Origin of the sequence: Vibrio sp. THAF190c, from assembly GCF_009363355.1 — a bacterium.
In the GTDB taxonomy this organism is placed as follows: Bacteria; Pseudomonadota; Gammaproteobacteria; order Enterobacterales; family Vibrionaceae; genus Vibrio; species Vibrio fortis_A.
The window spans coordinates 2,054,284-2,067,879 of sequence record NZ_CP045338.1 but is presented as its reverse complement, the minus strand read 5'-3'; the positions used below and the strand labels follow the sequence as shown (position 1 = coordinate 2,067,879).

Annotated in this window: 12 protein-coding genes; 8 read left to right on the top strand and 4 right to left on the bottom strand. The window is 43.1% G+C overall.

All coding sequences use genetic code 11. The annotated features are described in order from the left end of the window. Positions 1-33 precede the first annotated feature (33 nt). Both FIV04_RS09170 and FIV04_RS09165 read right to left on the bottom strand, forming a co-directional pair. Positions 34-780: a hypothetical protein gene (locus tag FIV04_RS09170; protein WP_152468960.1), complete on the bottom strand. Its 747-nt coding sequence runs from the start codon at positions 778-780 to the stop codon at positions 34-36. A gap of 180 nt (positions 781-960) precedes the next feature. After that, complete coding sequence (locus FIV04_RS09165; RefSeq protein WP_152469557.1) at positions 961-1,845, bottom strand: LysR family transcriptional regulator; 885 nt, start codon at positions 1,843-1,845, stop codon at positions 961-963. 265 nt (positions 1,846-2,110) lie between these two features. Between FIV04_RS09165 and FIV04_RS09160 the strand changes: the two genes are divergently transcribed. From FIV04_RS09160 to FIV04_RS09135, 6 genes are all read left to right on the top strand, one after another. Then, entirely contained in the window at positions 2,111-2,347 is a 237-nt protein-coding gene (locus FIV04_RS09160; protein ID WP_150868878.1) for a hypothetical protein, read from the top strand. Positions 2,348-2,536: 189 nt separating this feature from the next. Further along, on the top strand, positions 2,537-5,812 hold the full coding sequence (locus FIV04_RS09155; protein ID WP_253895340.1) for a mechanosensitive ion channel domain-containing protein: 3,276 nt from the start codon (positions 2,537-2,539) through the stop codon (positions 5,810-5,812). Positions 5,813-5,904: 92 nt separating this feature from the next. After that, the gene (locus tag FIV04_RS09150; RefSeq protein ID WP_152468959.1) at positions 5,905-6,501 is read left to right on the top strand and encodes a hypothetical protein; all 597 of its coding nucleotides are present in this window, start codon (positions 5,905-5,907) and stop codon (positions 6,499-6,501) included. A 115-nt stretch (positions 6,502-6,616) separates the two neighbouring features. Further along, complete coding sequence (locus tag FIV04_RS09145; protein WP_152468958.1) at positions 6,617-7,117, top strand: GNAT family N-acetyltransferase; 501 nt, start codon at positions 6,617-6,619, stop codon at positions 7,115-7,117. A 54-nt stretch (positions 7,118-7,171) separates the two neighbouring features. Further along, a complete protein-coding gene (locus tag FIV04_RS09140; RefSeq protein WP_152468957.1) occupies positions 7,172-7,972 on the top strand; it encodes a PhzF family phenazine biosynthesis protein in 801 nt (266 codons plus the stop codon). A 277-nt stretch (positions 7,973-8,249) separates the two neighbouring features. Further along, positions 8,250-9,128, top strand: a complete 879-nt coding sequence (locus tag FIV04_RS09135; RefSeq protein ID WP_152468956.1) for a 6-carboxytetrahydropterin synthase — start codon at positions 8,250-8,252, stop codon at positions 9,126-9,128. A gap of 72 nt (positions 9,129-9,200) precedes the next feature. Here FIV04_RS09135 and FIV04_RS09130 read toward each other — a convergent pair whose 3' ends face one another. Both FIV04_RS09130 and FIV04_RS09125 read right to left on the bottom strand, forming a co-directional pair. Next, on the bottom strand, positions 9,201-10,412 hold the full coding sequence (locus FIV04_RS09130) for a GTP-binding protein (protein WP_152468955.1): 1,212 nt from the start codon (positions 10,410-10,412) through the stop codon (positions 9,201-9,203). Between the two features lie 190 nt (positions 10,413-10,602). Further along, positions 10,603-11,124 carry a prepilin-type N-terminal cleavage/methylation domain-containing protein gene (locus tag FIV04_RS09125; protein ID WP_152468954.1) on the bottom strand — a complete coding sequence of 174 codons (522 nt, stop codon included), beginning with the start codon at positions 11,122-11,124 and terminating at the stop codon, positions 10,603-10,605. 192 nt (positions 11,125-11,316) lie between these two features. Between FIV04_RS09125 and FIV04_RS09120 the strand changes: the two genes are divergently transcribed. Continuing rightward, the gene (locus tag FIV04_RS09120) at positions 11,317-11,682 is read left to right on the top strand and encodes a VOC family protein (RefSeq protein ID WP_152468953.1); all 366 of its coding nucleotides are present in this window, start codon (positions 11,317-11,319) and stop codon (positions 11,680-11,682) included. A gap of 295 nt (positions 11,683-11,977) precedes the next feature. Further along, a complete protein-coding gene (locus FIV04_RS09115; protein ID WP_152468952.1) occupies positions 11,978-13,495 on the top strand; it encodes a hypothetical protein in 1,518 nt (505 codons plus the stop codon). The last annotated feature ends 101 nt before the right edge of the window (positions 13,496-13,596 follow it).

The window sequence follows — 13,596 nt, the reverse complement described above, 5'->3', positions numbered from 1 at the left end:
ATAATTGGTGTTCAACGATTAGGGGCCGTTCATTTAATACTGACTAGGGAAATTAGCATTAAAGATTGGGAATAAGGCTTTCAATTCCTCTTCTGCGATGTACGTACGCTGCGTTGCTGTCACTTCGCCATCCAATCGATAGACTGCCATTGCTGATGCATGCAGTGCGTTTTCTAACCAAGAGGTTTTAAGGTAAGCACAGTACACGTTGTCGCAGTTACGTGGATCTTGTGTTGCCCAGCTGTCTGAACCGGTTTTCCAGCCGAGCAGCGTGGAGCCTTCACGTTGTATGCTGTCTAACTCTCTGTAATCAAACGTTGAGTCGACATGCACAATGTCGATATCTTTACGACCAATTAAATCGCTGTAAAAAGTAAATGTTGGCCAAAGGTCATGTCTGTTATCAGAAAGAGTGAATACGATTTTGCTTGAACCTTCAAGAAGTACAGTATCACGCTCAATGGTGAAGGTAATACGCTCATTTAAGCCTGCTAAATTACAGGTCCAAAGTTGGCAAGCATCATACATCTCTTCATAAGTTGTGCCCCAGCGCTGAGCTGCCTCGATAATCAGCGGATCTTTAGAAGGATTTAGGTCTTGATCGCCATCTGGGTCAGTTTGGTCTCCACCTTGATTACCACCGTCATCTCCTCCACCAGGAAGAGCCGGTATGCCTGGATTACCTGGTGTGGTATCACGATCAGGCGATGAGTTGTCTGAACTGTTACATCCAGCTAATAAAGCAACGACAACAGCGGTTAATAAAGCATTCTTTTTCATGTGACTGCACTCTCTGAATTATTTGGCGTCCTTAATCGTGTGAATGAGTGTGTGAAATCAAACTCATTGCTGACGTCCTTTTGATGCGGTCATATTATTGATAAGCGTTCTTCGTTTCTAAGTAGCTATACATATATCAGTTATTAGCGGTGCTTATCGGTGGTGGCTTTACCTGCACTTCTATCTCCGATTGTCGGCAATAGTCTCTTTGAGCACTCTGAATAACCATTGGTTCAATGGGTCTTGTTGTTGCGAACGACGACAACTCATCACGTAGCTGATTTCGATATTCAGCGCTTGAGGCAAGTGAATACTCCGACAACCTTCCGGAACGCTACCGTTGGTTGTCACTCCGAAGTGGTCTGTCTGTAGAACGATATCGTGGACATTTTGTGGATGTGTTACTTCTGCCTTGGGTGTGAACTGAAACCCGATATTACTCAGGCGCTCGATGAGTGGGTACTTATTATCGTTCCAACCTGCGGTCTTGTGCAGAACAACAGGGTAGTCCGTTAAGCTGTGAACATCAGTGGCAGGGTGGTCGTTACGAACGAAAAAGACCACAGAACCACGGCCAAACTCAGTTTGAGCAATAGATTGAGGAAGTGTTTCATCAAAGTAGTGTGCTGCGACGGCATCTTCACCATCAATGATGCGATTTCTCGCATTGGTATCCCAGTGAAGAAATGACGCCTTAGCGTCGGGCGCCTCTTTCAACAGCTTTAAGTACAACTTATCACCCAGCTGCTGCCAGAAATGGTTGTTGGCATAAATTTTAATTGAGCCTTGATAGGTTTCAGGAGTAAACCCTTCAGGCTTGATTAAACCTATGCTGCTAATGATGCTCTCAAAGTGCTGAATATTCGCCTCAACAAATGAGGTCGGTTCAAACCCTTGCTTGGTCTGAATAAACAATGGGTCGTCTAGCTGGGTCTTGAGCTTTGAAAGGTTTTTACTGATGGCGCTTGATGTCTTCCCCAAAGCGTCGGCAACCAAACCAACGTGGCGAAGCTCGTACATTTTCTTTAAGACTAAGATATTTTGAATATCGAGGTTGGTATTCATGTCCTTCTCCGAATACGTATCCATGCGCTCATCTTAATCATAAGTATTAGTCGGAAAGACAAGGGAAGGTCAAAATCTAATTTGGTTAAATCGTTAACTGGGGATAGGGAGTTTCTATTTTGGAAACCTTGGTTTTCCTCGTGACAGCAAAGGGTTAGCGCTAAAGTATTCTTATCGAAACAAACGGCATCAAGGCAAGAGACACAGTTGAAACAACGATTGATGCCGATAAAACGAACCATAGTTAAGAATAATGAGGTGATGTATGAAAAAGCTAATCGCACTAGGTCTAATGGCAATCTCAATGAACACAGCTTTTGCTGCTGACGGTAACTACACGGGTACTATCGATATGACCGCGACCTCAAATAACCAAGTTCAGTCTGAACGCATCGCACCTGAGCCAAAGTTGCAAGGTCGTAATGAAGCGTCCGATGGCGGAGTACGCTTTGTATCGCACGCTGATCAACATGAGCCAGTGCTAAATGGTCGTCGTGACTAGTTGAGAGGGGAGTTATTTAGTTAACTGAAAACGCCAATCTGTTTGTTAATTCATAGTCTTATCCAGCAGCCTGCACTGAAAATGTGCGGGCTGTTTTATTTTTAGCTAATTAATTGAATTACAAAGCAGAATAGGCAAATTGTTCCTACACTTAGGTAAGTTTCGTTTGCCTAATATAGGGAGAAAGGTGTGTTCAATTGGAGGCTAAGTCGACCATCAAACCTCTTGATGTTGTGGATACTGACTTTGTTTATCACGATGGCATCGGTGAATGTTCTGGCGCAAGCACTGCCGGAGCTGGATTACATCGACAGTGAAATCACTAAGCTGAGTGCTGAAAACCCCAAGAACGAGGTGCTCATCGGTCAATATGAGACTCTGAAAGCTCGGGTGGCGAGCCTTGATGAAAAACGCAATAAGCGCGATGAATACTTAAAAGCCATCACCCAGTTTCCTGTTCAGCGCGAACGTTTGATGAAGAGTATCAATAGCGTTGAGTCGCTGGATATATTCAAAACCGATCAACTGGTTAAGTTTAGCGACCTCTCTCAATCCATTGCATCGTTGCAGGCTGCGCTTGTGGAGTGGCGAACCTCTTTTCAAACTAAATCTGAACAAGCGAAACAGCTAGGCACAGCTCGAACGGAGTTGCCGCGCAGTTTGGCTCAGCTTGATAGGCAGATAGAAAAAGCCAACTTAGCGAAGAGCGATAAAGGAGAGGTTATTGATCAGTGGTTGGAGTTAAGTAATTTAACGAGTTTGAAGTTGGATCGTGAAGTACTTGCCGCAGAGCTGCAAAGCTTGGATGAGAGAACTGAAATTGTTCGTTTGGAACGACAGTTACTGGATCGTAAGATCAAGCTTGCTACGCCTTTAGTTATCGATCTTCAAGAGCGACTTACCCAAGTTGAGCAGGCTTCGGTGCGCGAGCTTATCGATCAAACCAATAAGCTAAGAGATCAAAGAGACAGCCTAACACTGCCTGAGCAACAAAGGTTAGATCGACTAACGACTTTCGCCGAAGAGTTAGAACAAGTTCTGGTGGAGATAGACCAAGCTAGAATCACGGTTCATGAGGTCGATTCAGAGCGAAGAAGTTTAACTAGCGAACTTCGTTTAATTAAAGATAACCTGAATTGGCTGCGTGATAGCACCGCTTTTGGTGATTCGATTCGTGCGCAACTGCAACGCTTACCCACTGTGGTCGATAGCAGTGAGATCCCGAATAGCATTGCTAATGCCCACATCAGAAAGTACGAAATAGGGCAAACCTTAGACGACTTTGCTGTGAGCAAGTCGGTTTCTGAGATTCAGCAAAGCACTGAACCTGTAGATGAGTTGAGCCAGTTGACTCAACTGGTCTTAAAACAGCTCACCGATAGTTACGACAAGCTGATCGTCGCCCTCAGCAAACTTCAAACCTCTAAAAGCCAGTATGTGTTAGAAGTGAATGGCGCTCGCACCTTTTTACAACAACAGCAACTTTGGAGCCGCAGTAATGTTCCGTTGTGGCAACACCTGACCAGCTTTGAGCATGAGGTCTGGTTCGGGGATCAACGTCCGTTTATCGAAAGGTTTCAGCAGCTAACCAAAGAGCAGCTTATCACTGTTGGCTCGTTAGTCGCATTTTACAGTGCAACATTGTTTGTTCTTTATATCCGTTTCTCCAAGCGAGCAATTAGTCGCCGATTGGAGTATCAAAAAATATTTGGACATCCGCTTAAGGATAAATTCCGATTTACTCTGATTTTGTCTCTTATGGCTTCTCTTCGGGCGATAGCTTTACCGCTTTGGTTTGGAATGACGGCGTATATCGTCCATTGGTTATGGCCGATCTCCAGTTCAGAAGAGATAAAAACCATCACTTTTGCGGCGATGACGGGGTTGTTTGTGGTTGAGGTGATATTTTCATTGAGCTCTCCTAAAGGCGTGCTCGACCTACACCTTAGTTGGCCAAGTTACATTTGTGAATATCTGCACGCGGGTGCTAAGCGTGTCCGCTGGCCATTGATTTTGTTGTTAGTCGCGATTTATGCAGCGGAACTCGCTGCGGGTTCAAAAGAAGCAGAAATTTCCCGCGTCTTGTTCTTAGCGCTTATTGGTTCCATGTTGGCGGTATACAGCTCTTTGCTTAAGAAACAGCACTTGCCTTCCACGTTCCCTTCGCCTTTTAACCAAGGTGTATCGCTGTTTGTGATTCGCGCTGTGGTATTGGGTTCGTTCGTTGGTATTCTTGCAATGGCGATTGTCGGTTTATATGTCGCATCTTGGGTACTGTTGATCTATCAGCAATTGACGATTTTCGTGATTCTAGGTGGTTTGTTTATCTATCAGCTTGCCGAGCGCTTCCTCAAGCTTGAGCATCGACAGTTAACCTACCAGCGACTACTGGAACGCCGAGAAGAATTGATTGCACAACAACAAGAGCAAGCTGACGAGCCACCGGAATTGGCAGAGCTCCGAGAATCTATGCCTGATGTTGAAGAACGTGCTTTAGACAGTGAGCAAGTCAGTGAACAGTCGATTACTTTGCTTCGAGGGTTATCTTTAATTGGGCTCGTGATTGCGTTGCTAACTTTGTGGTCGAGTGCTCTAGAGATGACTAGCCAACTCAACAATGTTGTCGTCTGGCAGGTAAGCGAAACCACTGAAGCCGGAGCAAGGCTGGTGGACATTACCATTCAGTCGCTGATTTATGCGGTGATTACGCTGCTGGTCACTATGGTCGGTGTCCGTAACTTACCCGGTGTGTTAGAGCTGCTTATCTTAAGGCGTCTCGACCTTGCTCCGGGTTCGGGTTATGCCATTACCACGCTGCTTAGGTATCTGATTTTGGTGGGCGGTGTGCTGACGGTGTTTGCGATGCTGGGTTTCCAATGGTCTCGTTTGCAGTGGCTGGTGGCGGCGTTTGGTGTCGGTTTGGGTTTTGGTCTACAAGAAATTTTCGCCAACTTCATCTCCGGTTTGATTCTCCTGTTTGAGCGCCCAATCCGGATTGGTGACATCGTGACGATCAACGAGCTATCAGGAACAGTCAGTAAGATACAGACTCGTGCAACGACGATCATCGATTGGGATAACAAAGAGATAGTGGTGCCCAATAAGGTGTTTATCACCGAGAAGTTGATCAATTGGTCTTTAACCGATCCCGTTACACGAGTCGTGATCCCAATTGGTGTCGCGTATGGTACCGATGTCGAAAAAGTAGAGTCGCTTCTTTACCAAATCGCGAGTGAAAACCCACTGGTTCTAGAAGAGCCATCTCCATACGTGGTGTTCCTTGCTTTTGGTGCTAGCAGTTTAGACTTTGAACTACGTGTGCACATTACAGCGATTGAACACCGTTTGAGTACAATTCACTTGATTAACAAGAACATTGATAAGCTATTTAGAGAAAACGACATCGAGATTGCTTTCCCACAAATGGACATTCATGTTCGTGATTGGCCAAATCAGCCAAGTTAATCTGATTATGTTTTCAAGATGGAGGTTGCCGCTTCGAATGTGGCGGTACTTTAATTACTGCCCAACGTTTATGAAAGGAGTCTATCAAGTCCATGTTTGAACCCATTGAGATGGAATTAGATGAGCTCAAAATCGCTGCTTATGCGCCGATCAATAAGTTCTCAGAAGGTGTTAATCACTTGTCGGAATCGGAGCTATCTGAGTCGATATTGAGAAGTATAAAGTTGGACGCACTATTGGTGTCTTCGAACAGCCTAAACCAAACGAAGCAGCTGAATACCTTATGTCAGCATTCCGATACTTTGCTGTTGGTATTTGATAACCCGTCAAATGATATGAGTGCGGTGTCTCGGGTTATCGAGAACTTAATGGCAAAGCTGTTATCACATGAAATGCCGAATAACGTCGATATTGTAGACCTACGAAACTTGTCAGACAGCAGCGACTTTCTGTTTGCTTTTGATAACCACAGTGCAGCATGCGACTTTCTCGACGCTCAAAACTTAGGAAAAGTGGTTGGCGGTGTTCACCTCGCTCATAAAGTGACTGAACTATCGCAATACGAGAATGCAACCAATCAGCTTTTAGATAGATTTCCTGATACTGCATACCTGTGTGCCAGCATTTACAGTGATGGTGTCGGTGAGTTTACAACGGTAATAGGTATTAAATCATCACCGTCTAGATAGTGATCAGTTGAGTCTGTTCGCGAGAAAAAAATATCGCATATTCAATTCATTAGATTGCTGTAACCATGTAACTGATGTACAACAAGTCTCTTGATAATAATAAGAGAGTAATTGCATGAGCTTAGTAGTTAGACAAGTCGCCGTTGAAGATGCGCAAGGCATTACTGAAGTACTTAATCCGATTATCGAAGAAGGTTTGTATACCATTCTTGATACCACTTTTTCTGTAGAGGAAGAGAAGGGCTTTATCGCGAACTTCCCAAAACAAGGTGTGTTTACTGTTGCGGTTGACGAAGAGCAAAACAAAGTCATCGCCTTTCAAAACATCGAACCTTTTGCTTCATACACCAAAGCCTTTGATCATGTGGGTATCATCGGTACCTTTGTTGATGACGAAAGCCGTGGTAAAGGCGTATCGAAGCAGCTGTTCCAATCAACTTTTGAAGTGGCAAAACAGAAAGGCTATGAAAAGCTGTTTGCCTATGTTCGTGCAGACAACGAGCGCGCACTAGCTGCTTATGTGCGCCAAGGCTTTGAAGTGGTAGGCACTGCCAAAAAGCACGCTAAAGTGGGTGGTGTTTATATTGATGAAGTCTTGATCGAGAAATTTTTGTGAGCCCCTCCGCCGCTAATAATCACAACTGAACCATTTCAAGGAAAAGAAAGTTATATGAATCTAGATATTTACCAAGTCGATGCGTTCACGTCGGCACCTTTCAAGGGCAACCCTGCTGGTGTTTGTATTACCGAACAGCCATTGAGTGAAGACTTGATGTTTGCTATCGCACAAGAGATGGCGGTATCGGAAACGGCGTTTCTTACATTGCATGATATGAATCTGCGCTGGTTTACGCCTGAGATTGAAGTGAAGTTGTGCGGTCACGGCACACTCGCGATGACTCATGTTTTAGTTGAACGTGGAGATTTGCGTGTAGGAGAGCAGGTCACCTTTGACACATTATCTGGTCCATTAACAGCAGCTGTTCTTGAAGATGGTATTGAGCTGGATTTCCCTCAAACTGAGCTTCATCTCGATCTAGAGTTCAATGAGCCGTTAATCAAAGCGTTAGGAATTGATGCCCCAAATATTGAAGCTTATGGTGGATTTGATTCGAAGGTCTTTATCCAGCTTAAAAGTGAAACAGCGGTACACGAGCTAACACCCAATTTTGATGCAATGATGCAACTTCAAGGGCGAGGAGTTGTGGTAACAGCGCTATCAGATGATGAGAACTTGGATTTTATCTCGCGTTACTTTGCCCCTTGGGTTGGGGTAAACGAAGATCCAGTAACGGGTTCTGCGCACTGTGCCTTAGGCCAGTTCTGGAGCGAGAAGTTGGGTAAAAGCACGTTGAGGGCATATCAAGCATCCAAGCGGGGCGGCGATGTTCATGTAGAAGTGTTACCTAATCATCGTATTAAGCTCAAAGGGAGCGCGAAGACGGTGATCAAGGGCGTAATGAGCGTTTAACCATTATCGCGTCAATGCTATGAATCCTTACTAAAAATGGTGATAAGTCGCGAGATTATGCTTATTGTCAGACGCTAGACTAGGCTTTAATCGACGGTTTCTTGAAAATCGTACAGAGATTGGCCTTTTCTTATGAGAGGTGCATTAAAAAGGTGGACTTTACAAAGCGGTTGTACCATCCTGCGTCTCCAATTTCATTCAACCTAAGCAATGAGACGAAGTGTCTGCTGAAACGTTAATCAGCCTCCCGTATCTCATTAATAGTAAGGAGTTCAACTTGAACCTATTTGTAAGAGATCTTACCGTTATCGATTCTTCATACATCTGTGAACACAGAGGGGTCGTGGGAGATAGTTGGATTTTAGATGTCATCATGTCTGGCGAGCTCAATGAAATGAGCATGGTGTTAGATTTCAGCAGGGTTAAGAAGCAGATCAAACACCTTGTTGATGAGTATGTTGACCATCGCCTACTGGTGCCAATGAAAAACTCAGCTATCATCCACAAGGCTACTAAGCCGGGCTACTCAACGCTTGACGTAATGCGTGGTGATAAGAGTATCCATCTACAATGCCCAGATGAAGCATACTGCCTGATTGATGCTGAAGCGATCACCATCGAAAGCATTACAGCGCACGTTTATGACATTCTACGCGACAACCTACCGAGCAATGTTTCTGGTCTAGAAATTACCCTGCGTCACGAGAAGATTGACGGTGCGTTTTATCACTACACACACGGCCTCAAGAAGCACGATGGCAACTGTCAGCGTATTGCTCATGGCCACCGTTCACCAGTTGAAATCCTTGTTGATGGTAATCGAGATGCAGAGCGAGAAGAGGCGTTCGCTAAGCGCTGGGAAGACATTTACTTAGGTTCGCAAGAAGATGTTACAACGCTAGACGCGCTTAACTTGAGTGAACATGCGCAAGCAGTGACAGATGAAAGCCACTATGCCTTCCGTTACACAGCCCCACAAGGTGAGTTCGAGTTAGCTATTGCTAAGAGTGAGACTGAAATCTTACCGACGGACACAACGGTTGAGTTATTGGCGGGCTATATTGCTGACCAAGTAAAACCAAGCCTCAACGATGGCCAGTCTCTTCAGATTGTCGCTTACGAAGGTGTGGGTAAAGGTGCAATGGCGTCTCGCTAATCTAACCCCAAAAATCATTCATGCACTGGTAATGCAAACGCAAGTTACCAGTGCATTTTTGTTTTCAGCTCCCTACTTAATTGGCTGTCTCAATTTAGCCACTTGTTGCGGCCAAGGGTCTTCAAAATTCGCCCCGTTTTTCCACTGCACCAATTCATAATCACTTAAAAAACAATTCTCTAGTGCGGTTATAAAGCTGTCCACTTCATCTAGCTGTCCAATCACTGTAAGACGACAACGACGATCTCCGAATCGACTGTCAACGCTGTCTATCTTCTCTTGGAGTATCTTTCTATGTTCGTCGGTGTAGTTCTGAGATTCATCATTAATCACAGAAGCTCGCCAAAAACCGGTAACTTCTAGTCCCACATTACCGTTCGCTTGACTCCACAGTAGTGAAACATCATCTCGAGTTGGGAACCAGAAGAAACCTTTACTACGGAATACACCTTTGGTCATGTATTGGTGGCAAGTGTCCCAAAGGCGCTGAGGGTGAAATGGACGGTCATCTTTGAGTACTTTAGATACCAAGCTTTGATTTGCCTTACCTGACAGGTTTAGCGGTGTATTGACGCCACCGCGTAGTTCTTCAGTGAGTTGTTCAACCAGAAAGTAGTTGTAGTTTTGCTGGCTGTTGATGGAAGCAATATTAATGTTGCCCCATGAGGTTTTTATGATGTTCGCGTAGACATTAAGAGGGTGTATCGCCTGCGCAATTTTAGCGACGCTCTCATCATCGATTCGATCAGTTTTTGTCAGTAACACACGGTTAGAAAACATGATCTGCTCGACCAACAGGTTTTCTATACCTCGAACCCCTTTTTGAAGGTTCTCTTGCCATGTCGGAATGAGATCTGCACCTTGGCTGTAGTCGTCTCGTAACCAAATAGCATCAACCAAGGTAATTACATCTTTGAGTACAAACTGAGTTCGATGCTTGAAGAACTCCACTAATGGAAGAGGATGGCTGCTGCCTGACGTTTCAATCACGATCCAACTTGGTTTTTGCTCTTCACAAAGCTGAATTAAAGCTTGTTCGAGTTCTACTAGGCCACTCGGGCTACTGACACTATCACCACTGATAGTAACGAAGTTTCCTTGCTCTTCATTGACCACATCTGTATTCGCGATGAGCACGCCATCTACGTCTAACTCACTCATGTCATTCACGACAACAGAAGGCACAATGCTTTGATTACTTGCTTGTTGAAGTATGTTTCGTAGCAAGGTAGTTTTTCCTGAACCAAGAAAACCATGCAAAATAGTAACGGGTATAGATGACATAACAAAACCTACAACTTTTAAAATTTGCAATGTTATATCATAACATCCAGGTTAGGGCATTTGGTTAGGAATAACTGTGTAATTTATGGCTCAGTAAAAATTTTAGGTAAGTAGGGTGAATGCGCGCCCCACTTAGAGTCGAAAAATTGGAGAAGCATGAGCAATAACAACCAACTTTTGGTGATTTACCTTAGCTTGTCGGATCATCATCTACAATGACGCTACCATCGGTCGAGTTATAATAAATCGATATGTCTGGGACAATTCTGTAGTGATAACGACACTGATCTCTACTGATATATTCAGCTAAATAGTCGCTATTAGTAGGTGATGTTAATCTAGAGACACTTGGTGGATCTGACAAAATAGCATTCCAAACCGACATACAATCTTCGACGTTATCTAATCTAGGAGAATCTTCTTCTAAGTGCCATTGTTGGGCAGGATACCCCCACTCATTAAAATCAAGTTGGCCTGTTGACGTATCGTCATAGATTGAGACATTGGAAGCTGGTCCACCACCGTTCGTTGCCATTATTTTGGAATAGGCAAAATCAATACCATTTTTAAACGCTGCACCAGTCCCTTTGACGGAAGCAACATGAGCATTGGTACTTACGTTAAGGAACCTTGGAGCTGCAACGACAGCAATGATTCCAACGATAACGATTACGGTGATGAGTTCAATAAGTGTAAAACCGTTCTTCTTCATTTTTTACCCATGCAAAAGCCGCCAGTATGCACTATAAGTTACTCTTGCAGAAGGAAAAATTACCGAATGGATGATTGAATAGAAGTAGATGTATTGAGTGCTACTTAGGGATGAGTGTTATAAGCTTTACTGTCAAACGTTGATGCAAAATCAGTTGTTTGATCTTCACTGAATTAAAATCTAGAGGTAGATATGGAAAATCTTAATGCTGTAGAAATCAAATCATTCGTGCCAGCGAAGGACTTTGAACTGTCGAAACGCTTTTACCAGCGTCTAGGATTCGAGATGGCCTCGGAGTTTGACGGTATCGCTTATTTTAAACTTGGTTCATGTGCATTTCTGCTTCAAGATTTCTACGAGCCTGCCCATTGCAACAACTCAATGATGCACCTACTGGTGGAAGATGCGAATAGTTGGTACCAGCACGTATTGAAACTCAATATCGTCGAAGAGTTTGGTGTCAAAATTACCGAGCTAGTTGCTCAGCCATGGGGAATGTTAGATTTCTGTATCATCGATCCAAGCGGCGTTTTATGGCGCATTGGTGAGAATACGTAAGGTGATTAAAAAGTAATAAATACACCTCTTAGAAAATTCCTCCAACTTTCTGAATCTATTCCTACCTTTCAATATCAATTCCTTGCGCTTGATGGCTTATAACAACGACCCCTTTCACATCGGGCGCAGCAAGCTGCTAAATCGTTTATCTGTAGGTTGTTCTAAACCTATGACGCATAGATACATAATCGTACATTAAGTTACTGTAAATTAGAGTCAAAATTCGTATGGTTTCTTGTGGGAACGAGATGAAAAAATCTGAGCGATTGTGCTCAGTGGCAATACAAGGAATGACATGAAAACGACACTACTTCATTTGGGCATTATTTTAATCACTTTAATATCTACCGATAGTTTTGGTGCTGATATTTTGCCAATCGAAAAGGTATGTAGTTCTGAAGTTGTTGAGCACCTGGAAGAGCCTGTAACCAAAGATAAAAATCTATTCTTTTATTACATTAGTTTAATGGAAGGAAGCTGTTCCCCCCACGTAGACCAAAAGAAAATTGATTCAGATAAAATAATTAGGTATTTCGCTCGTCTTGGGGAGTCACAAGCACAGTATCTCTTAGACAAAGATATGAACAGACTGCTAGCTAAGGCGAGAGATGGTGATATATCTGCACAAATTAACGTTGTGATTAGAAACACCGAATATTTGAGTGTTGCTCAAGCTAATACAGCTGAAATAACAATTACTATCCCTGATGAAGAATTTCAAAAGTACTTGTCGACTATGTTCGATTTGGCAGATAAAGGAGATGCTCGAGCTATCCTTCCCACTATTATATACATGATTGATGCTGCTAATTCTCCCTTGGACGTGCATAGAAGATACAGCGTTGCACATGACCTAGTTGCTCGCTTTGGTGAGTTCAATATGTTGTATTCAACTGTGCTTAATATCTGGAAAATCTATAACTTTGATTTTGAGATTTGTGTTTCAAACGACGAGACTAGGCTAATCGAAAGGCAAAATATGTCAGTGTTATGTAATATGGCTTTTGACAGGGCACTATATGAAGAACTTTCGGCGATGACCGTTGAAGAAAGGTTAATACACTATAGAGACTACATAGCAAAAATTAAGCTCGCTGATGAAGATGTTGAATCCTACGATACCGCTATAGCATGGTTAGAAGAAATAAAAACTGTAGCTGTATACTCTTTGCTTGATGTACCTTACTCAAGGACATTAGTGCCATATATGCGTTATAAGCCAGGTGGTAAGTATAGACATGAGGCACTGCTCTCTCAATATTGGTTCACAAGTGATGAACATATAAAAGATGATGATGAGTATTATTTTCGATGGTTACTTATCCTTTCTAGCCATATATATGAAATAAGTGAATCCACCTCGTTAAAAATTAAAAGCCATTTCTCTGATACTATTCCATACATTAATAATGCTTATATATATAACATTGCAATGCTTGGTGAGCCCGATAAAGCTGAAGAACTGTATCTAAAAGAGTTATTTGAGAATGGTGATATTGATTCTTTACGGTATCTAATTTCAATCTATGGATTAAAGAAAAAGGATCCTGTCAAGTTAAAGGCAACGATAGATATTTACTATGAATATAGACCTGAACTTGGTAAGCGCCTACTGAATGGATATATTCACCATTTTAAAAATGGTCTCCCAGAATTTGAATCAAAGGTTGGAGAATATAAAATCTGGCTTAAAGGAAATATTCCCCACGATGCTGAGACCACACATTTCTTCCTCACATGGAACGATACAGTGAAACCGCATATAGTTAGCCAACTTGATAAACTGATCGCCGAGGAAGGCAACAAACCATAAGATTGGCTCACATTAAATTGGCTGTCATAATATAACCATTGATTCATAACGCGCGGCATTTTTCGTTCCACTCTTGCTTCGTGTTCATGGTTTAATGTTTG

What these genes read in the sequence shown, in the direction of transcription:
- FIV04_RS09170 (WP_152468960.1), bottom strand. Translation starts at nt 780, where the DNA reads ATGAAAAAGAATGCTTTATTAACCGCTGTTGTCGTTGCTTTATTAGCT.
- FIV04_RS09165 (WP_152469557.1), bottom strand. Translation starts at nt 1,845, where the DNA reads ATGAATACCAACCTCGATATTCAAAATATCTTAGTCTTAAAGAAAATG.
- FIV04_RS09160 (WP_150868878.1), top strand. Translation starts at nt 2,111, where the DNA reads ATGAAAAAGCTAATCGCACTAGGTCTAATGGCAATCTCAATGAACACA.
- FIV04_RS09150 (WP_152468959.1), top strand. Translation starts at nt 5,905, where the DNA reads ATGTTTGAACCCATTGAGATGGAATTAGATGAGCTCAAAATCGCTGCT.
- FIV04_RS09145 (WP_152468958.1), top strand. Translation starts at nt 6,617, where the DNA reads ATGAGCTTAGTAGTTAGACAAGTCGCCGTTGAAGATGCGCAAGGCATT.
- FIV04_RS09140 (WP_152468957.1), top strand. Translation starts at nt 7,172, where the DNA reads ATGAATCTAGATATTTACCAAGTCGATGCGTTCACGTCGGCACCTTTC.
- FIV04_RS09130 (WP_152468955.1), bottom strand. Translation starts at nt 10,412, where the DNA reads ATGTCATCTATACCCGTTACTATTTTGCATGGTTTTCTTGGTTCAGGA.
- FIV04_RS09125 (WP_152468954.1), bottom strand. Translation starts at nt 11,124, where the DNA reads ATGAAGAAGAACGGTTTTACACTTATTGAACTCATCACCGTAATCGTT.
- FIV04_RS09120 (WP_152468953.1), top strand. Translation starts at nt 11,317, where the DNA reads ATGGAAAATCTTAATGCTGTAGAAATCAAATCATTCGTGCCAGCGAAG.
- FIV04_RS09115 (WP_152468952.1), top strand. Translation starts at nt 11,978, where the DNA reads ATGAAAACGACACTACTTCATTTGGGCATTATTTTAATCACTTTAATA.